The sequence below is a fragment of the Acinetobacter sp. ACNIH2 genome, assembly GCF_002934965.1.
In the GTDB taxonomy this organism is placed as follows: domain Bacteria; phylum Pseudomonadota; class Gammaproteobacteria; order Pseudomonadales; family Moraxellaceae; genus Acinetobacter; species Acinetobacter tandoii.
In genome coordinates, this window is the sequence record NZ_CP026412.1 from 3,368,680 (window position 1) to 3,387,882 (window position 19,203).

Here is a 19,203-nt window from a genome sequence, read left to right on the forward strand (position 1 = left end):
GCTATCTTGTCAAAAATAACAGATTATGAAGACGAAAAGTTTCATTCAACGCGATTTTCACGTGCGGGAGAACAACTAAAATCTGTTGGGATTCATTGTAATCCATATCAATCTAACTCACCATCACAAAGTCTAAGCGTGCAGATCACGGGGTTGTTCACACTTTTGTCACATATTTAAATTATAAAAAAGTAAGACAAATATGAGACTTAGAAACCCAATGAATGATTTATCGGTGAAGAAAATAAATAAGCAAATTGATGAATTTACACAAAGTGGAAAGATACCAAGCGAGTTAGTTTTTGGCTATAAAACTTACGCGGTGCTTATGCAAGATGATAAATTCGCAGACCAGATCATGAAAGGGACTGAAAATCCAATCGTTAGATTTTATAAAAAACTCAAAATTACCTTAGTCACGGATAAACACTATTTTCAGGTCAAATAATGAGACAATTGAGTTGAAAATAGACGAAAGTGATTTCGATTAAAATTTGTTGCAACATAGCAGACACAGTCGAAAATTATTAAAAGAATGTGCAAAGCATCGTATTTTTTGAAAAAAAGATGATAATATTTTTATCGATACAGGTTTATTGATAACTTTAAAATCCTGTAATTGTTAACTTAAATAATTGAATCAATAATAAAGGTGACAATATGAGAGGAAGTGTAGAACGATACGACTCCCAAACACAATTGGGGATGATTCGTGATGAATGTGGTGAATGGTTCTATTTTGCTGTAGAGCAATGGAATGATCCGAATAATTTACCGATTGATGGTCTCGTTGTTGATTTTATTATAGACGGTGCTGAAGTCACTTCTGTTTGGGAAGTAAAAAATACACATTAATTTTCTTTTCATCTTTACCCGCTCTTCAAAAAATATCGAATAAGGTCTATTTAGGTAGACCTTATTCATTAATTTCTGCATTTGCTACAGAATTAATTACAGGATCGGAATACTTGGTCTGAATGTAAGATTAGCTGCTTGCAAATTCTTAAAAGTAGAATGAAGTGTTCATACTATCTTTATACAATACTTTTTATATTAAGAGCTTAAGTAAAAACTTGCCAAATCGGAATGAATCCACTATTCATTGTACTCATACTTAAAAAGTGAGTTAGACATGCTTGAAATACTCATACCCTTTACTATAGCGATTATTATTTTAACGATTACGCCTGGTTTAGATACTACGTTAATTATTCGCACAGCCTCACTTGAAACCCATCAAAGTGCTTTTCAAACGGCATTAGGAATTAGCTTTGGATGTATGGTGTGGGGGATTATTGTTGCATGTGGACTAGGTGCATTATTAGCCACCTCAGAACTCGCTTTTAACTGTTTAAAGTGGATAGGGGCAGCTTATTTGGCTTGGTTAGGTCTACAATTATTAATAAAGCCACGCAGTCATTTAGAAAATCAAATAGAAATTAAGAAAACAACCAACTATTTTCTTAAAGGTTTTTTCTGCAACATTCTGAATCCTAAGGTTGGACTGTTTTATGTCACTTTTTTACCACAATTTATTCCTAGCGATGTAACCCCATTTTTCTGGATCATGGGACTGGTTACGATACATGTTGTATTGGGTTTACTTTGGTCAAGTATACTTATTTTCATGATGCAGCCAATTTCCAGATTTTTGAAACAACCCAAAATTGTTCGACGTTTAGATCAAATTACAGGAACTATTTTCTTGTTATTTGCTATCAAGCTTGTAATGAGTAAGCGTTAGTTCAAGTTGAGGAGAAAAAAGAAAGGCTGTAACTTTGTTTTGGTCCAACAAGAAATTACAACAGCTTCACGTTTTGCTTGTTAAAATACAACTAAAGCATATAAAACAGGTGCATTATGAAAATAATAATAATGTGTTGCTGCTGTTTGTATTCTGGAGCGCTATTTGCCTCTGTTCAAGACAATATCAGCTTTTGCGAAGCAATTGCGATTGTCGCAGGGAATGTGATGCAGCAAAGACAAGATGATGTGCCTCTTAGTGTCCAAAAAAGTATTGCACTTGAATATGAAGATGGTGTAAGAGAGCTGTATGAGGCAATTGTAGAAGATGCTTATGATGTACCTATACTTCTCAACGATACCCAAAAGCAGCAAGCTGTAGAAAGTTTTAAATTAGAATATTTTGATTATTGTGAACATGCCGAAGCCAGTGAATAATTTTCGGGCAGAACAATTTAAATCAAGTATTTTACTGGTTCCTTGAATAATACATTTGAGTTAAAAAATCCCCTCAAAAAGCAAGGGGACATATACGATTAAATATGCGATTTAGTACGGTCTAGCAGGTAGTCATTCGGTGCATGTACCGAATGTTGTGCTAAAACTTTCATATCGGAACCAGACGGTGCTTGGTAAATTCTTAAACCGAACTCAGGTAAAATTGCAATTAAATGATCGAAAATATCGGCTTGAATGGCTTCATAATCTTTCCATACTGTAGTGTTGGCAAAACTATAAATTTCCAGAGGTAGACCTTCACTGGTTGGTTGTAATTGACGCACCATAATCGTTTGATGTTGTGCGATACCAGGATGTTGTTTTAAGTAAAACTCAACATAGGCACGAAATGTACCCAAATTGGTCAGACGACGTTGGTTATAAATGGCCTGATTTGAGAGTTGCAAATTAAATTCTTCTATTTCTTCTTGTTTCGTATTTAAATACTGATCTAGGAGTAAGAACTCCTTCAGTTTCTGTTGTTCTTCCTTATCCATAAAGTGCACGCTGCTTTGATCGATAAAGATTGCACGTTTTATGCGACGAACACCTGCCTGCGCCATACCACGCCAATTTCTAAAGGTGTCGGTCACCAGTTTATTGGTTGGAATGGTGGTAAAAGTCTTGTCAAAATTCTGAACGGTGACTGTATGTAATGACATATCAATGACATCACCATCTGCATTTAAAGAAGGCATTTCAATCCAATCTCCGATGCGGACCATGTCATAAGATGAAATCTGTACAGAAGCCACTAATGACAAAATAGTATTTTGGAACACCAACATCAATACTGCTGCCATGGCACCAAAACCAGCCAACAAGGTGAATACATCTTTTTTCAAGAATGTACCAATAATCATCAAAGCACAGACCACAAATATGACCAGCTTCACCAACTGTAAATAGCCTTTAATCGGCTTGTTTCTAGACTTGGGGTTACGCTGATAAATTGCATTAAAGATATTTAAACTTTCACCGATTGCAAGTGCAAAAGTAAGAAAGATAAAAGCTTGAGCTGCCATTTGAACCAAGCTAATAATTTTCACAGATAGATGAGGGATGGCCACAATCCCATTCATGATGACTAGAGCAGGAACAATATTGGCAATTCTACTAATGACATGATGCTGAGTAACGATATCATGATTGGCAAACTTTAATTTGGAGATCACTTTACGAATACCGCGAACAACAACTTTTTTCGCAATAAAATTGGTTAAAATCGCGAGTAATATCAATAGACTTAATGATAAAAACATATCTAACCAAGCATATTGATTTGACCACGCTGTAATACGTTCAATAAAAGTGAAATGCTCCAAAATTTTCCTCAATGTAATTTTTTACTTAATTGATATTTTATAAATTAATAGCTTTTGATTGAAGTTGAATAACATTTTTTAAACATATCATTATTTTTCAGTGTTCTTTGATGCGCTAAAAATTCTGAATACGGCCCATTCTTATTAAAATAATTAAACAAATATGGGAATTTATTCAAAGCGTTGAATAAGATAGATATTAGTTATTCTCTTTTTTCGTGGCGATCACTAGAATATATTTTTAAATCAATATCTTGAAGATTTAAACCCTTGCAATCATAGACGAATAATTCTTCACTTATGTCAAAATCAGTAGAAATGCTCAATTCCAATACTTCAGCAGTGCTAAAAGCCACGATGAAGTCCTAAAGATATTTTTTATCATTATTGAAAAGGGCGTCTAAATGACGCCCTTTTGATTTTGATTACCACATTAAATCATCTGGAATCACATACGCTGCATAAGGATCTTCTTCATCTGTTACTTGCTCATTCTTTTCAGAATTATTCACAATAATGAAGCCTTTCATTTTTTCATTAATACGATCTGCCAGTGCTTTAGGCAAGTATGCATAACTGTCTAGATCCTTTGCAATCACTAAACTACCAGAAACCAAGGCGTTATATATTTGCTGCTGTAGATACACTTTTTTAATTTTTGAGTCATCAATAAATTGATAGACCACATCACCAGCAACGTCTTTAATTTTGTGTTGCTGAATCATTTGTACAATTGCAGCTTTTAATTCTTTCTCTTGTAAGATGCTTTTCTTTTCTTGTTCAAGAGCTTGGTCTTTTGCCATTTTATCTTGTTTATCTTGAGCAATTTTTGCTTTGATTTCAGCATCATCATTTTGCCCAGTACGTTGCTCATGCACCGCTTGTTTAGACAGTTTTTTTGCCTTTTTGTTGTCTACCAGACCCGCTTTTAATAACTGTGCCTGTAAAGCATTTTTAACCATAAGAAATTCCAAAAGGGTTAATGATGACGATGTTTAAAGTAAATGATCCAGTACACTAGACTTAAGAAGAAACTTAAACCGACTGGAATGAGATATGCGTCTAATTTTAAATAAGGATAAATCAGGCTTGCAACCAGTCCACCCAGTAGAAAGCCAAATAAAATAAGCAAATGTAAAATAATTCGCCGTCGGCCGACGTTTAAACCTCTCAGTCCATAGCCTAATGCGAGTCCGAGATCCGTCAAAACACCGGATAAGTGTGTGGTACGAATAATTGTCCCCTTATAATGGCTGACCATTGCATTTTGAACGCCCATAGCAGCACATGCCCACAATAAGGCATAACGTGGAAAATAGGGCAAAAGTAACCAACACAGCAGAATAAAGAAAGCAACCAAACTGAGCGGAACACCGTAGCGCCGTCCCAATTGAAAATTGCCATTTCCCAGTATCAGTCCACTATAGCAAGACCCTGCGACATAACACAGGATGACGAGAAGAAGATAGAGAATTGACGCAGGTTCCCAATGGACAATTGCCATCGACAACATACTGACATTTCCAGTCATATGAGAAACGGACTGGTGTAATACGGTCACCAGTCCGAGGACATTAATCATGCCCGCATTGGTTGCGAGAAAGAATGCCCCAAATTGCATCCAAAGTGGTAAAGTTTGAAATGGCATATCGCGATACAACCATCCAAGAGTTGTCTAAATGATTATTTATAAAATAGTATTAACGTGACGCACGATCAACTGCTGCAGTAAATAAAACGTCTGTAGACGAGTTTAATGCCGTTTCTGTTGAGTCTTGTAGTACGCTAATAACCATACCAATAGCCACCACCTGCATTGCGATATCTGAAGTAATACCAAATAATCCGCATGCAACTGGAATTAATAACAAAGAACCACCTGCAACGCCTGAAGCACCACATGCTGAGATTGATGCCACAACAGATAAAATCATCATAGTTGTGAAATCTACAGAAATACCTAAAGTATGGACTGCTGCTAAAGTTAATACCGTAATAGTCACTGATGCACCTGCCATATTGACTGTCGCCCCCAAAGGAATGGCAACACTGGCTGTAGCTTCGTTTACCCCTAAGCGTTTTGCTAAATCAAGATTGACGGGAATATTTGCAGCCGAACTACGCGTAAAGAATGCAGTAATTCCACTTTCACGTAAGCACTGGAATACTAGAGGGTAAGGGTTTTGACGAGTTGTTAAAGCAACTAAAATTGGGTTAATCACCAATGCAACAAAGAACATTGTTCCAAGCAATACAGCTAAAAGCTGCGCATAAGCTGACAAGGTTTTTAAACCTGAATCTGCAAATGTAACTGCGACTAAACCAAAAATACCGATAGGGGCAAAGTTAATTACAACACGGATAACATGATTTACTGCGTTTGCAGCATCTGCAATAAACACTTTGGTGCTGTCATGTGCATGACGGAAAGCTACACCTAGTGCAATCGCCCAAGCTAAAATACCAATAAAGTTTGCTTCGCTAATTGCTGTAACTGGGTTTGCAATAAAACTTAAAAGTAAATTCTTTAAAATCTCTGCCAAGTTTCCTGGTGGTTGTAATTCTCCCTGTGCAGGAATGTCCAAAAATAACGTACTCGGAAAAACCAAGCTCGCAGCCACTGCACTAAATGCAGCAAGTAACATACCCACCGCATATAAGATCATAATTGGGCGAAGGTTTGCACTATGTCCAACTTTAAAGTTGGAGATGGAGGCCATGACCAAAACGAAAACTAAAATAGGCGCAACGGATTTTAGGGCCTTAATAAATAAGTCACCTAAAAGGCTCAAGTAAGGAGCAGCATTAGGGAATACAAAGGCAACGACCATCCCTAAAATAATGGCGATGAGGATTCGCGTAACTAAACTTAAACGCGCAAAAGCTGAAAACATAGGTTAGCCTTGTCAGTATTACGAGGGCAGAGAGTTAAAATTAAGTTTGCAATTCTATACCTAAAATTTAAAATGAATAAAAGATATTTTGATATAAAAACTAACTTATTCTTTTTAAAGTTGATATTTTCTGATTTAAAATGACAAAAAACAGAATTTTATTGCAAAAAACGGTTTTTAATGCATTTTATCTGTAATAACAGCTTTGAAATTATTTACTTAGCTTTTCAAGTTGAACTTAAAAATTCTGGATTTAAAGCCTGAATGGCTTGGTAATGGGTTAAATGAATTCGTCCATCTAACTTTTCATACAGTCGGGAATGAATCAGTTTATCCATTACAGGACCTTTAACTTCAGAAAGATGAAGTTCGATATTAAGTTTATGCAGTTCAGCATCTAATTCTTCTAATACTTCCAAGGCACTATAATCAATACTACTTACCCCAGAGCAATTTACGATTACAAATTGCACATGTTTCTGTTCACTGACCGCATTAATAAAGAAGCTTTTAAAACTACTGGCATTTAAAAAGTTCAAGCCTTCATCAATCCGTAGGGAGAGAATTGTATCTACAGTTTTGACAGGATAACGCTGCTGATTCCGAAAATGTTGTGTACCTTCCACCAATCCAATGACAGCCATATGCGGACGACTAATACGCCAGAGCATTAATAGAAAGGTTGAAATAACCCCTAAAATTAATCCTGTAGAAATATCAATGCAAATCACAGCAAAAAAAGTAATCCACATGGCAATCCCATCTGCTTTAGAGTAATGCCATGTTTCAAAAAACGGTTTCAAATCAACCAGTTTCCAAATTGACACTATAATGGTTGCAGCAAGAATGGCTAAAGGGAGGTTTTTAAAAAAACCCGTAAAGAATAAGCTGACAACCACTATAAAACAGGACGATAAAATACCTGCCATCGGTGTTTTGGCACCTGCATCGGCATTTACGACGGTACGTGACAAACTTCCAGTCACTGGAAAAGCAGAGCTTATACCTGCGCTTAAGTTGGAAAGTCCGAGAGCAATCAGTTCCTGATTGCTATTTAATGCGCTGCGTTGCTGCAAAGCTGTTGCCTGAGCAATTGAAAGTGATTCTACAAAGCTAATCATGGCAATCATGCTGGCTCCTGGCAGAAGTTGCAGCACTAAATCCCAGTTCCAGTTTGGAATACTTAACGGTGGAAAGCCAGATGGAATTTCGCCTACTGTTTTAATTCCAATACTTTCAAGTTGAAAAACAGAAACCAAAGCAATTGAAAAAACAACGAGAAATAGCGGTATTGCTTTAATCAGAAATGTTGAAAATTTAAACCGTTGTTGGATATGACTTAAGTTGAGCAATTTGGGTATATAAATTAAGAACAGCATAGCTGCCACGCCAAATAGCAAAGTACCCCAATGTGTTTGGTTTACATGTTGATAAAAGCTAACGATCAATTCAAGAATGTTATTGGATTGCAGCGGAATATCCAGTAAGAACTTGATTTGCCCTAAAGCAATGAGTAGCGCAGAGGCAATGATAAAGCTATGAATGACAGGGTGGCTAATCAGTTGGATGAGAAATCCGAATTTAAAGATGCCCAATAAAAAAGAAATAGTCCCAACCATCATCGCCAGTAAACAGGCTGCTTGGATATAAGCTTCCGAACCTACCTCAAAAAATGGGGTCAGTGTGGCAAAAGTCATCATCGAAATAATGGCCACGGGGCCAATCGAAAGTGTCGGACTACTGCCAAAAAAAGCATAAACAATCATGGGCAACATACTGGCGTATAGGCCCATAATTGGCGGTAAGCCTGCAAGCATTGCATATGCCATACCTTGTGGCACCAACATTGCGATTACAATGAGTGCGGAAAGTAGGTCAGATTTGAATTTAGCAAAATTATAATCTGCAAGCCAAATACAAGCTGGAAAATACTTCGAGTATGATTTCTTTGAATTAGACATAGACTGATCTAAAGTGCAAATTTGAATATATTATGCACAGAAATCATAGCAATAATGAGAAATAGAATAATGATTTTATTTAACTTAATACAGACTTGGTACAATACAGTTCATATAAGGTCTGCAAAACCTGAACTAATTTTTCGTCTTTAATCGAATAAAAAATTTGCTTGCCATCACGGCGTGTGCTGACCACATCACTTTTTCTTAACATCATCAGTTGTTGAGAAAGTGTAGGTTGGGTAATTTGTGTGATTTGTTCAATTTGAGACACATTCAGTTCTTGTTTGGCTAAATGACACAAAATCAATAAACGGTCAGTATTGGCTAGTGATTTTAAAATACTCACAACATGCTCAGCGGAATTACGCATTGATGTAATTTCAAAATCATTTTCCATTAGAACGCCTCACTAAAATCAGTTTGATATTATAAGCGTACAACGTACAGATTACATGTAGCTAAAATTTCAATGTCGATGGTTTTTAATGAAAACAATTATCAGATTTATTTATAAGAGATACATGTAACGGCATGTTATTCGACTTCAATCACATGCCGTTATACACCGAACTTAGCTTTTTTTAACCTTTACACTGTCATAAAAATATTTCAGTTCTTTTTCACTAAATTGCATCGCATGTTCAAATGCATCTTGGTGATCTTGCGCATACCATGCTAAACGATGTTGCATTTGGGGTACAAAATCGGGAGCCAGTAGTAGATGCTCACGGGTAATTTCGGCAAGTCCTAGCTTTTTCAAGGTCGTTAAATAACCTTTTAAAGTTGCACTATCAAAATAGTAACCTTGAGTAATAACCTGATTTTGGCTTAGCTGCTGCAATGCAGCTTTTGCCATTTTTTCGAACACTTTTTCTGAGAATGTTTGCGTATTTGCATAGTGAGAGATTATGCTCTGCATCACAATAAAGTTATTTAAACTACGCTCGGATAAGGCAGCGAGTGTCTGTAATCCTGTGCTTTCCGTTGATGATTGCATAACGTGGCTAGCATCACGCTCAATCCACTCGGCATCCTCAAAATGATCTAAAATAGCATGTATCTGAATTTCGACATCTTCAAGCTGCCATTTTAAGAAAAATTCTTCTTGAATAAATGGATATAAAGACTGTGCCAATTGAATTAACTCAGAAATTTCAATTTTTTCATGATGCTGAATAATGCGTGCCACTAGCGAAGCTAAAATAAAGCAGTGCAGAATATTATTACTAAAATAACTTAATAGAATTTTTTGGCTGTCGGCAACACGAACCCACGTTTCTGAATTTTGATGATGAATTTCAACTTGCTTTAACTTCACAGCATATTGAATGATGTCTGCACTAGAAAGCCCAGAAATGATCATGCGGTCATCATACCGATTCTGTTCCAGTAATTTACGATATTGATCAAGCGTTGCAACTAAACTTGATTCAGTCAATTGATGCTCTGGAGCATTCAATAAAATTAAAGAAATAATAGATATCGGGTTTATCACCACAGCTTTATTGATATTTTCTAAAATCGATTGTGCTGTTTGATCAACAGTATTAACCACTGAAGCGGGCAGTTTATCATTGATTTTTAGTTTAATATTTTCAGCATCTTGCTGTTTTAATACATCATTTAGAAAAACAGGTTCGCCGAAGTTAACATACACTTGACCAAACACTTTCTCAATTTTACGCGCTGAACTTAAAATTCCCCAAAGTGATTCAGCTTCTTTAGGTTTGCCACTGAGTTCATTTAGGTATGAAGTTCCTTCCAATAATTTTTCATAACCAAAGTAAGTTGGGATAAAGACAATAGGTTTGGAATTTCCTCTTAGGTGACTTTGAATGGTCATCGACAACATGCCTTTTTTGGCTGGTAACAATAACCCTGTACGTGAACGTCCACCTTCAATAAAATATTCTAAAGGGGTATTACGCATCAGTAGACTATGTAAATATTCTTTAAATACAGAAGTATACAGTTCATTGCCATTAAAGCTACGGCGAATAAAATAAGCACCCGCACCACGGAACAATTGACCGACAATCGGTAAATTCAGGTTAATACCTGCGGCAATGTGCGGCACCATCAAACCACGGTTAAAAATTACGTAAGACAGTAACAAGTAATCAATATGGCTACGGTGGCAGGGGGTATAAACAATTTCATAGTCCTGAGCCAATTCACGTACGGTATCAAAGTTATGAACTTCAATGCCGTCGTAAAGTTGAGTCCATAATTTGGTTAAAGCAAGATAGCCAAAGCGTAACGTGGAATAGGAAAAGTCAGAGGCAATTTCAGTTAAATAACGACGTGCGCGGTTTTCAGCTTCAAACATACTGATATTTTCATCAATACTTTCTTTCCGAATGGCATGTTTAACGCTATCACTAATCAAAAGGTTATTAATGACATTACGACGGTCTGATAAGTCTGGCCCTAAAATTGCCTCTTTATATTTATTAAAGTTGGTATTCAGCTCTTTCATTATGTGGTGAGCAGGCGAGAAATTTGGACTCACTTCCTTTGCTTCAGTAAGTAACTTTCTTAAGGAAAGTGGCTTATGAAACTCTAGATAGTTTTCACGACCATACAATGAAATATTCATGGCTTGTTTGAGTGGAGATGGTGTTGACCATGCATCAGCAAATAAGGCTTTATACCAAGAATCTTCGTATTCTGGTGCACGTCCCCACAACATAGTCACAGGCACCAAATCGACATCCAATTCTGGGTTTTTATCTAGAACTTCAATTAAATGAATAAGTTTCGCAGGATAATGTAATCCTTGTTTAAGTTGGTTCTTTTCATTCAAAACTAAAATGGAATCTTCTTCTTGTACCGTTCCAATCTTTAAAGGTTGATAGACTGAAGGCAACTGTCTCTTTTGAGCTTCATGATCAATCAATACAGCATTACTGAGAGAAGCATCTTGTAATACATAGCAAATAGGAGTGTTGGACGAAGCTGAATATTGCTGTTCTAGTTCAGAGGTCGTGCCTAATACTTGTGGACTCACCACTTTATTTAGAATTTTCTGTGTGAGTTGACGATAAAATTGGCGATAACCTTTATTGGACATTGTTATTCCTATGAACCATGTTTCGGAGATTATTTTGTTCAATCTTGCCTAAGAATACAAATGCTTTTGTTGCTAAATAGAACATAAAGCATGTAACAGATCGTATCTTTAGAAAATACGACAATAAAGATCAAAACGTTGTTTGAATTATTGAAGAAAAGTAAATGGGCATATTTTTTGCTGAACTCTAGGAAATACATTTTTCTTAAGAGGTCAATCATTATGCATTATCAGGTTTTTCCTTCACAAAAAATATCCGCTGAATATATCATTTTATCGGCAGGTTTAGGTGGACATGGACAGTTTTGGACACCGCAAATAAAAGCATTGCAACAACATTTTCATGTGGTGATTTATGACCAAGAAGGTTGTCATAAAAATGCAGCTATCCTTGATGAAAACTACAGTATGACCGACTTAGCCAAGCAGGTCATGGATTTATTATCTATATTGAATATTCAAGAATTCCATTTTGTTGGGCATGCGTTGGGTGGTTTTATTGGGGCTGAATTGGCCGTTTTACTCGAAAAATCTGAAAAAACTATGTTGTCACTCACGGTTATCAATGGCTGGCAACAGTTAGATGCGCATACACACAAGTGCTTTAGTACACGAATCGCGTTATTACAATATGCAGGTGTCGAAGCGTATGTTCGAGCGCAAGCCTTGTTTTTATATCCGCCAGCATGGATTGCTGCACATATTTCAGATCTAGAAATTCAGGAAAATAAGCAGATTGAACAATTTCCTCCTTTACTTAATGTCTTCACCCGACTTAAAGCTTTAATGCGTTATGAACTGGAGGATGAAACGATTTCGAGTTTAAATAAAATTCCACTGTATTTAATCGCGACTGAAGATGATTTCTTGGTTCCTTATCAACAAAGTTATCAATTAAAACAGCTATTTCCACATGCTGAATTAGATGTGCTGGCGCATGGCGCGCATGCGTTAACGGTTACACAACCTGAAATATTCAATCAATTGTTATTAGAAAAATTGGTGAAAAAATCTGCTGAAAATTTAGCTGCAAGTTAACAACCGAGGTTCATCTCTAGCATTCTATAGGTTGATATAAAAATTCAAAAAGGCACTGCTTAGCTCAGTGCCTTTTTTATTGTGGTTATTTTTCCATTTGGTCAAAAAGGTGCACGAATTTAGATCATGAATCACAAAAAAAGTGCATGTAAAAAATAGTAATTTTACCCATTGGTAAAATGCATAAAATTATTAATGATTTTAAATTATTGATATTAAATAAATTTAAAAAGTTGGCACACTCCATGCAATCATAAAATCAAGAATATAAAAATTTATATCCCAAAAAATAACAGGGTATAGGTTTTGAGAAATTTCATAATTGAATGAGGATGCAACACATGAAAATAGGTGTTTTTTGCCCAATCGGGAACAACGGCTGGTTACTTTCTGAAAATGCGCCACAGTACATGCCGAGCTTTGAACTCAACAAAAAAATTGTACAACGTGCTGAGCATTATGGTTTCGATTTTGCCTTGTCCATGATCAAACTGCGTGGCTTTGGTGGCAAAACTGAATTTTGGGATCACAATCTAGAAACCTTCACACTCATGGCAGGTTTAGCTGCGGTTACCAGCAAAATTAAAATTTATGCAACCGCAGCAACTTTAGTGATGCCACCTGCAATTGTGGCACGTATGGCCTCGACTATTGACTCTATTTCCAATGGTCGTTTTGGCTTAAATGTAGTGACTGGATGGCAAGCGCCTGAATATACACAAATGGGTATGTGGCCAGGTGATGAGTATTTTGGTAAGCGCTATGACTATTTATCTGAATATGTGCAAGTTCTTCGGGAACTGTGGGCTACAGGCAAGTCAGATTTCAAAGGCGAACATTTTGAAATGCAAGATTGTCGTGTCAGCCCAAAACCACAAGCGGATATGAAAATTATCTGTGCAGGTCAATCTGATACTGGACTCGCATTTTCTGCGCAATATGCAGATTACAACTTTGTCTTTGGGAAAGGTTTAAACACACCAACCGCTTATGCAGAAATCAATGATCGCCTAAAAGCACATACTGATAAAACAGGACGTGATGTTCAAACTTATGTGTTGTTTATGGTGATTGCTGCTGAAACTGATGAAGAAGCATTGGCGAAATGGCAAAGCTATAACGATGGTGCGGATATGGAGGCGATTAACTGGCTGATGAATCAGGGCGGCAAAGACACCACTTCAGGAACCGATACCAATATTCGCCAAATGGCATCGAGCGTATCTCCCGTCAATATCAACATGGGCACCTTGGTCGGTTCTTATGAAAAAGTCGCAGCGATGTTGGATGAAATTGGTGAAATTAAAGAGACGGAAGGCATTTTATTAACTTTTGATGATTTCGTTCAGGGCGTAGAAGATTTTGGTCAAAAAATCCAACCGCTCATGCAATGTCGTCAGAACGTTGTGATGGATCTGGCAGAACAAGCACCTGTCACAGTTTTGGAGAAATCAGCATGAGCCAAATCAATACCCATACTGTGATTAGCGATTTTACCGAAGCCACAGGTCAGGGAAAAACCTTAAAGGCAGAGCCTGAAAACATTCAGTTTGCACCTGAACAAACCGCCTTAATTGTGATTGATATGCAAAATGCCTATACCTCGATTGGTGGCTATTTAGATTTGGCAGGTTTTGATGTTTCAACGACTCAACCTGTGGTGCAGAACATTAAAAAAGCAGTAGCAGCAGCACATGCAGCCAATATTCAAGTGATTTACTTTAAAAACGGCTGGGATGATCAATATGTAGAAGCTGGAGGGCGCGGTTCACCAAATTTTCATAAATCTAATGCGCTCAAAACTATGCGTAAGCAGCCTGAACTTCAAGGAAAATTACTGGCAAAAGGCGGTTGGGATTTTGAACTGATCGATGAATTACAACCCTTAGCGCAAGACCTTGTCATTGAAAAACCTCGTTACAGCGGTTTCTTCAATACCGCATTGGACAGCATGTTACGCGCCCGTGGTATCCGTAATTTGGTTTTCGTGGGTATTGCGACCAATGTTTGCGTGGAATCGACCTTAAGAGATGGCTTTTTCCTCGAGTACTTCGGGGTGGCATTAAAAGATGCCTGTTATCAGGCGGGTCCAGCAGAAATGCAAGCGGCGAGTCTCTACAACATTAAAACCTTCTTTGGCTGGGTGTCAGATACACAAAGTTTTATCGATACCTTTGTTCCTAATACCGACCAACTTGCAAAATCTGCCTAATACGGAGCGATCAACATGCCTAAACAAGTCATTATTCCAGCAGGAACCTCAAAACCTTTAGCACCCTATGTCCCAGCCACCAAGGCAGACAATATTGTGTATGTCTCAGGCACATTGGCTTTTGATGAAAATAACAATGTAGTTCATGTTGGAGATGCGGCTGCTCAAGCACGACATATTTTAGAAACCATTCAATCAGTATTGAAAGAAGCAGGTGGAAGTATGGATGATGTGACCTTTAACCATATTTTTGTCAAAGATTGGGCAGATTATGCGGCGATTAATCAAGTCTATGCCGAGTATTTCCCAGGGGATAAGCCTGCACGTTACTGCATTCAGGTTGGTTTGGTGAAGCCTGATGCCCTCGTTGAAATAGCCAGTGTTGCCCATGTCGCTACTGCTTAGGTAGTAGCGAGATCAGCCCCTACAGGAGAACGAACATGAATGCAGAATTACTCAAAAGTTTAATCAAAGAAGAATGTTTAGAAAAACTCTATAACACGCAAAAAACTACGCATATTGAAGTCGATCAGAAAGCATTCCGCGAAGGCATGTCAAATCTGGGGGCAGCAGTGAATGTGATTACTACTTCTGGACCCGCAGGTGTCGCAGGTTTTACCGCATCTGCCGTATGTAGTGTGACTGATACACCACCGACCTTATTGGTGTGCCTCAATCGTTCTGCATCTGTATTTGAGACTTTTAAGACCAATAAAGTGTTATGTGTGAATACCTTAGCTTCACATCAAATGACACTTTCCAATGTTTTTGGTGGCAAAACGCCAATGCCTGAACGCTTTGCTGCGGGTCAGTGGGAAACGTTGGCTACTCAGGCGCCTGTTTTACAGGATGCCTTGATTAGTTTTGACTGTGAAATTGTACAAAGCATGAGTGTGGGGAGTCATGATGTTTTGTTCTGTCAGGTCAAAGCGATTCAACACAATCAGGGCTTAAATGCGTTGATGTATTTTAACCGTGCTTATTGTGAACCACACCGTATGTGCTAAAGAACAAACCCTATAAGAAGGAGGGAAAACCCATGCAAGAAAAACAATCGTGGTTTCCAAAATTTAAGCCTTACCAAGGCGATTTAGATACAACACCTGTTCAAATTGATGAATATCTTCCTGTCGGTCGCAGTATCGTTCTGGGCTTGCAACATGCTTTTGCCATGTTTGGAGCAACGGTACTTGCACCGTTGCTGATGGGTTTTGATCCCAACTTAACCATCTTCATTACAGGGATAGGCACGATTTTATTCTTCCTGATGACGGGCGGTCGAATGCCAAGTTATTTGGGCTCCAGTTTCGCCTTTATTGGGGCAGTTGCAGCAGCAACAGGTTACGCAGGTGCAGGCTCGAATCCCAACTTAGCACTCGCGCTTGGCGGAACCATCGCCTGCGGTCTGGTGTATGCCGGTATTGGTCTTGTGGTGATGAAGACGGGAACAAGTTGGATCGAAAAGTTGATGCCACCGATTGTCATAGGTGCGATTGTGATGATCATTGGTTTGAACCTTGCACCCATTACCATTAAAAGTGTATCTACCAATACATTCGATACGTGGATGGCGGTGATTACCATTGTCTGTATTAGTGCTGTTGCAGTGTTTACTCGCGGCATGGTGCGTCGTTTGTTGTTACTGATTGGGCTGTGTTCTGCTTATTTTGTGTACTTCTTGCTTGCGAATGTCATGGGTTGGGGTAAGCCGATTGATTTCTCAATTATTGGCCATGCTGCATGGTTTGGATTACCGACGTTCCATGCACCCGTCTTTAACGCAAATGCTATGTTACTGATTGCACCTGTCGCGATTATTTTAGTGGCGGAAAACTTGGGACATTTCAAAGCTGTTTCAGCCATGACGGGAAAAAACCTGTCGCCGTATATGGGGCGTGCATTTTTCGCAGATGGTGTGTGTACCTCTTTATCCGCTTCGGTTGGTGGTACAGGCATGACCACCTATGCAGAAAATATTGGCGTAATGGCAGTCACCAAAGTTTATTCAACCACGATTTTTGTAGTCGCTGGGATCTTCGCCATTTTACTGGGCTTGTCACCAAAATTCGGGGCGGTGATCAGCACCATTCCAGTCGCACTTTTAGGCGGGGCATCTATCGTTGTATTTGGCTTGATTACCGTAGCTGGAGCAAAAATCTGGGTCGATAACAAAGTTGATTTTACCCAAAACAGCACCTTAATTATTGCAGCCGTGAGTTTAATTATGGGTGCAGGAAACTTCAGTTTACACATTGGATCATTTGACTTGGGTGGTATTGGTACCGCGACACTGGCAGCAATTCTACTTAACCTATTTTTAAACCGTGGTGAAGAGACTGTAGCAAAAGTTCAAAGTGTGGAAAGCCAAGCGAACAGCAGCGTTGCACAAGGTTCTTAATGAGCCTGAATGGAGAGAGAAATTGAGTCAAAGTATTGCTTTTATTGGATTAGGTGCGATGGGTTGGCATATGGCTTCTCATCTGCCAAAACTGGGTTTACCCGTGTATGTCTGGAACCGTACAACTGAAAAAGCCGAGCTACATGCACAGCAGTTTGGTACACAGGCTGTGAGTTTGGAACAAGCCGTGCAAGCCGATTTTATATTTTCCTGCTTGCCGACCAGTGCGGATGTCGAACAGTTAATTGCACAATATCCGCCAAAAGCAGGCAGTATCTGGATTGACTGTACCAGTGGTGTGCCAGATTCAGCACGCAAGTTATCTCAGCAGCTTGGGCAAAATCAAGTTGCCTATCTAGATGCACCTGTGTCTGGTCAAACGATTGGTGCGGAACGGGGAACCTTAACCGTGATGTTGGGTGGAGATGAGCAAGCCTACCAACGTGCTTTACCGATCATTTCTACATTTGCTGGCTTGGTTGAATATGTTGGATCTAGTGGTTCAGGGTTTGCGGTGAAAGCCGTGAATAATGTGTTGATGGCAACCCATTTGTGGGCTTTGGCGGAGGGGTTAACTATTCTAAAGCAGCAACAGGTTGATGTAACGGGTGCCCTAAACTGTATTAATCACTCCAGTGGCAAAAGTACAGTGTCTGATTCCATTATGGCACAGAAGGTGTTAAACAGAAGTTTTCCCAAAACTTTTGCCTTGAATTTATTGCAAAAAGATATTGGGATTGGCTTGGATTTAGCGCAGCAGCAGGATGCAAACGTGCCGATTTTTGAAAGCATTCAAGCCCTGTTTAAAGAAATCCCGAAAGTACAAGCGGAGCAGATGGATTTTACTGCGGCAGTTTCTGTGCTTGAACAATGGAACCAAACAGTTTTGGAAGCCTGAATATAAAACGGCATAGGGAAATGCCGAAATCTTCATCATGAAGTAGATGCGTTAAAAGAGAAATCAACAGAATTTTTCAACTGTATTCTGTATTTGCTAAAAATTGGTTGTATCATGATTCAGTTATAAATAGTCAATAAACTTAGGGATATAACATGAGTACTGATTCAGCCTTTCCAACACCAAATAATTTAGGTATCGCGGTTTATAGCAATAATGCTAAAGCAATTGGTAACACGCCAATGGTTCGCATTAATCGTGTCATTTCGGGTGGTGCAAATGTATTTGCCAAAGTTGAAAGCCGAAACCCTGCTTTTTCAGTGAAATGTCGTATTGGTGCGGCACTGATTGCAGATGCAGAAAAACGTGGCGTGTTAAAAGCAGGTATGCATATTGTAGAACCGACCAGCGGTAATACTGGGATTGCTTTAGCCTTTGTTGCAGCGGCAAAAGGCTATGATATTACTTTAACCATGCCAGCAAGCATGAGTATTGAACGTCGTAAAGTACTAAAAGCATTGGGTGCAAACTTGGTATTGACTGAGCCTGCTAAAGGGATGAAAGGTGCAGTAGATGAAGCTGTTCGTTTAGCCACCGAGCAACCTGAACATTATTTCCTTCCACAACAATTTGAAAATCCAGCCAATCCACAAATTCATGAAGACACTACAGGTCCTGAAATTTGGGCAGCAACCAATGGTCAAGTCGATATTTTAGTGGCGGGTGTAGGAACTGGCGGTACGATTTCGGGCATTTCACGCTTCTTTGAAAAAGTGAAAAACCAGCCAATTTACTCAGTTGCAGTAGAACCTGCTGAATCTGCAATTATTGGACAAACCAAACGTGGTGAAGCAATTACTCCTGCACCACACAAAATTCAAGGGATTGGGGCAAACTTCATTCCAAAGAATTTGGACCTCGATTTGGTCGATGAAGTTGTAGCAATTACTAGCCAAGATGCAATTGATTGGGCACGTAAAACTGCGACTCAAGAAGGAATTTTAGTGGGAATTTCTAGCGGTGCAGCGATGGCAGCGGCAGCACAGTTGGCAGCTCGTCCTGAAAATGCAGGCAAGAACATTGTGGTGATTTTACCTGATAGTGGTGAACGCTATTTATCTTCAGTTCTGTTTGAAGATATTTCGGCTGATTAAGTTGGT

At 38.6% G+C, this 19,203-nt stretch carries 20 protein-coding genes; 12 read left to right on the top strand and 8 right to left on the bottom strand.

Annotated features, from left to right (window positions below):
• Window positions 1-220: 220 nt before the first annotated feature.
• The 4 genes from C3F34_RS16060 to C3F34_RS16070 all read left to right on the top strand — a co-directional run bounded on the left by C3F34_RS16060 (window position 221) and on the right by C3F34_RS16070 (window position 2,181).
• Window positions 221-448, top strand: coding sequence for a hypothetical protein (locus C3F34_RS16060; RefSeq protein WP_016168055.1), 228 nt, complete (start codon window positions 221-223; stop codon window positions 446-448).
• A 212-nt stretch (window positions 449-660) separates the two neighbouring features.
• Window positions 661-855 (top strand): hypothetical protein, encoded by a 195-nt coding sequence (locus tag C3F34_RS20325; RefSeq protein WP_016168054.1) that lies wholly within the window; start codon window positions 661-663, stop codon window positions 853-855.
• Between the two features lie 277 nt (window positions 856-1,132).
• On the top strand, window positions 1,133-1,744 hold the full coding sequence (locus C3F34_RS16065; protein WP_104442086.1) for a LysE family translocator: 612 nt from the start codon (window positions 1,133-1,135) through the stop codon (window positions 1,742-1,744).
• A 116-nt stretch (window positions 1,745-1,860) separates the two neighbouring features.
• Entirely contained in the window at window positions 1,861-2,181 is a 321-nt protein-coding gene (locus tag C3F34_RS16070) for a hypothetical protein (protein WP_151505272.1), read from the top strand.
• Between the two features lie 98 nt (window positions 2,182-2,279).
• Here C3F34_RS16070 and C3F34_RS16075 read toward each other — a convergent pair whose 3' ends face one another.
• The 8 genes from C3F34_RS16075 to plsB all read right to left on the bottom strand — a co-directional run bounded on the left by C3F34_RS16075 (window position 2,280) and on the right by plsB (window position 11,497).
• Window positions 2,280-3,566 (bottom strand): mechanosensitive ion channel family protein, encoded by a 1,287-nt coding sequence (locus C3F34_RS16075; protein WP_104442088.1) that lies wholly within the window; start codon window positions 3,564-3,566, stop codon window positions 2,280-2,282.
• A 203-nt stretch (window positions 3,567-3,769) separates the two neighbouring features.
• Window positions 3,770-3,922 carry a hypothetical protein gene (locus tag C3F34_RS20330; RefSeq protein WP_158654369.1) on the bottom strand — a complete coding sequence of 51 codons (153 nt, stop codon included), beginning with the start codon at window positions 3,920-3,922 and terminating at the stop codon, window positions 3,770-3,772.
• 69 nt (window positions 3,923-3,991) lie between these two features.
• Complete coding sequence (locus C3F34_RS16080; protein WP_016168049.1) at window positions 3,992-4,528, bottom strand: DUF2058 domain-containing protein; 537 nt, start codon at window positions 4,526-4,528, stop codon at window positions 3,992-3,994.
• A gap of 17 nt (window positions 4,529-4,545) precedes the next feature.
• Window positions 4,546-5,214 carry a YoaK family protein gene (locus tag C3F34_RS16085; RefSeq protein ID WP_016168048.1) on the bottom strand — a complete coding sequence of 223 codons (669 nt, stop codon included), beginning with the start codon at window positions 5,212-5,214 and terminating at the stop codon, window positions 4,546-4,548.
• A gap of 52 nt (window positions 5,215-5,266) precedes the next feature.
• Window positions 5,267-6,460 (bottom strand): serine/threonine transporter SstT, encoded by a 1,194-nt coding sequence (gene sstT / locus C3F34_RS16090; protein ID WP_104442089.1) that lies wholly within the window; start codon window positions 6,458-6,460, stop codon window positions 5,267-5,269.
• Window positions 6,461-6,687: 227 nt separating this feature from the next.
• Window positions 6,688-8,421, bottom strand: coding sequence for a SulP family inorganic anion transporter (locus tag C3F34_RS16095; RefSeq protein WP_104442090.1), 1,734 nt, complete (start codon window positions 8,419-8,421; stop codon window positions 6,688-6,690).
• Window positions 8,422-8,500: 79 nt separating this feature from the next.
• Complete coding sequence (locus C3F34_RS16100; protein WP_016168045.1) at window positions 8,501-8,821, bottom strand: ArsR/SmtB family transcription factor; 321 nt, start codon at window positions 8,819-8,821, stop codon at window positions 8,501-8,503.
• A 174-nt stretch (window positions 8,822-8,995) separates the two neighbouring features.
• Complete coding sequence (plsB, locus tag C3F34_RS16105) at window positions 8,996-11,497, bottom strand: glycerol-3-phosphate 1-O-acyltransferase PlsB (protein ID WP_104442091.1); 2,502 nt, start codon at window positions 11,495-11,497, stop codon at window positions 8,996-8,998.
• Between the two features lie 222 nt (window positions 11,498-11,719).
• Here plsB and rutD point away from each other — a divergent pair, with 222 nt between their 5' ends.
• The 8 genes from rutD (at window position 11,720) to cysK (ending at window position 19,197) form a co-directional block, all read left to right on the top strand.
• Entirely contained in the window at window positions 11,720-12,535 is an 816-nt protein-coding gene (gene rutD / locus C3F34_RS16110; protein ID WP_104442092.1) for a pyrimidine utilization protein D, read from the top strand.
• Between the two features lie 341 nt (window positions 12,536-12,876).
• A complete protein-coding gene (gene rutA, locus C3F34_RS16115) occupies window positions 12,877-13,995 on the top strand; it encodes a pyrimidine utilization protein A (RefSeq protein ID WP_104442373.1) in 1,119 nt (372 codons plus the stop codon).
• Window positions 13,992-14,747, top strand: a complete 756-nt coding sequence (gene rutB, locus C3F34_RS16120) for a pyrimidine utilization protein B (protein WP_104442093.1) — start codon at window positions 13,992-13,994, stop codon at window positions 14,745-14,747. The genes rutA and rutB overlap by 4 nt, the downstream gene beginning before the upstream one ends.
• A gap of 15 nt (window positions 14,748-14,762) precedes the next feature.
• Window positions 14,763-15,152 carry a pyrimidine utilization protein C gene (rutC, locus tag C3F34_RS16125; protein WP_016168040.1) on the top strand — a complete coding sequence of 130 codons (390 nt, stop codon included), beginning with the start codon at window positions 14,763-14,765 and terminating at the stop codon, window positions 15,150-15,152.
• 146 nt (window positions 15,153-15,298) lie between these two features.
• Entirely contained in the window at window positions 15,299-15,754 is a 456-nt protein-coding gene (gene rutF / locus C3F34_RS16130; protein WP_416333180.1) for an NADH-dependent FMN reductase RutF, read from the top strand.
• Window positions 15,755-15,786: 32 nt separating this feature from the next.
• Window positions 15,787-17,145, top strand: coding sequence for a pyrimidine utilization transport protein G (gene rutG, locus C3F34_RS16135; RefSeq protein WP_104442094.1), 1,359 nt, complete (start codon window positions 15,787-15,789; stop codon window positions 17,143-17,145).
• 58 nt (window positions 17,146-17,203) lie between these two features.
• Window positions 17,204-18,043 (top strand): NAD(P)-dependent oxidoreductase, encoded by an 840-nt coding sequence (locus C3F34_RS16140; RefSeq protein ID WP_044739824.1) that lies wholly within the window; start codon window positions 17,204-17,206, stop codon window positions 18,041-18,043.
• Window positions 18,044-18,198: 155 nt separating this feature from the next.
• A complete protein-coding gene (cysK, locus tag C3F34_RS16145) occupies window positions 18,199-19,197 on the top strand; it encodes a cysteine synthase A (RefSeq protein ID WP_044739816.1) in 999 nt (332 codons plus the stop codon).
• The last annotated feature ends 6 nt before the right edge of the window (window positions 19,198-19,203 follow it).

What these genes read in the sequence shown, in the direction of transcription:
- C3F34_RS16095 (WP_104442090.1), bottom strand. Translation starts at nt 8,421, where the DNA reads ATGTCTAATTCAAAGAAATCATACTCGAAGTATTTTCCAGCTTGTATT.
- C3F34_RS16060 (WP_016168055.1), top strand. Translation starts at nt 221, where the DNA reads ATGAATGATTTATCGGTGAAGAAAATAAATAAGCAAATTGATGAATTT.
- C3F34_RS20325 (WP_016168054.1), top strand. Translation starts at nt 661, where the DNA reads ATGAGAGGAAGTGTAGAACGATACGACTCCCAAACACAATTGGGGATG.
- C3F34_RS16140 (WP_044739824.1), top strand. Translation starts at nt 17,204, where the DNA reads ATGGGTTGGCATATGGCTTCTCATCTGCCAAAACTGGGTTTACCCGTG.
- sstT (WP_104442089.1), bottom strand. Translation starts at nt 6,460, where the DNA reads ATGTTTTCAGCTTTTGCGCGTTTAAGTTTAGTTACGCGAATCCTCATC.
- rutG (WP_104442094.1), top strand. Translation starts at nt 15,787, where the DNA reads ATGCAAGAAAAACAATCGTGGTTTCCAAAATTTAAGCCTTACCAAGGC.
- C3F34_RS16100 (WP_016168045.1), bottom strand. Translation starts at nt 8,821, where the DNA reads ATGGAAAATGATTTTGAAATTACATCAATGCGTAATTCCGCTGAGCAT.
- C3F34_RS16065 (WP_104442086.1), top strand. Translation starts at nt 1,133, where the DNA reads ATGCTTGAAATACTCATACCCTTTACTATAGCGATTATTATTTTAACG.
- rutD (WP_104442092.1), top strand. Translation starts at nt 11,720, where the DNA reads ATGCATTATCAGGTTTTTCCTTCACAAAAAATATCCGCTGAATATATC.
- rutF (WP_416333180.1), top strand. Translation starts at nt 15,299, where the DNA reads ATGTCAAATCTGGGGGCAGCAGTGAATGTGATTACTACTTCTGGACCC.
- C3F34_RS16085 (WP_016168048.1), bottom strand. Translation starts at nt 5,214, where the DNA reads ATGCCATTTCAAACTTTACCACTTTGGATGCAATTTGGGGCATTCTTT.
- rutA (WP_104442373.1), top strand. Translation starts at nt 12,877, where the DNA reads ATGAAAATAGGTGTTTTTTGCCCAATCGGGAACAACGGCTGGTTACTT.
- plsB (WP_104442091.1), bottom strand. Translation starts at nt 11,497, where the DNA reads ATGTCCAATAAAGGTTATCGCCAATTTTATCGTCAACTCACACAGAAA.
- rutC (WP_016168040.1), top strand. Translation starts at nt 14,763, where the DNA reads ATGCCTAAACAAGTCATTATTCCAGCAGGAACCTCAAAACCTTTAGCA.
- rutB (WP_104442093.1), top strand. Translation starts at nt 13,992, where the DNA reads ATGAGCCAAATCAATACCCATACTGTGATTAGCGATTTTACCGAAGCC.
- C3F34_RS16080 (WP_016168049.1), bottom strand. Translation starts at nt 4,528, where the DNA reads ATGGTTAAAAATGCTTTACAGGCACAGTTATTAAAAGCGGGTCTGGTA.
- cysK (WP_044739816.1), top strand. Translation starts at nt 18,199, where the DNA reads ATGAGTACTGATTCAGCCTTTCCAACACCAAATAATTTAGGTATCGCG.
- C3F34_RS16070 (WP_151505272.1), top strand. Translation starts at nt 1,861, where the DNA reads ATGAAAATAATAATAATGTGTTGCTGCTGTTTGTATTCTGGAGCGCTA.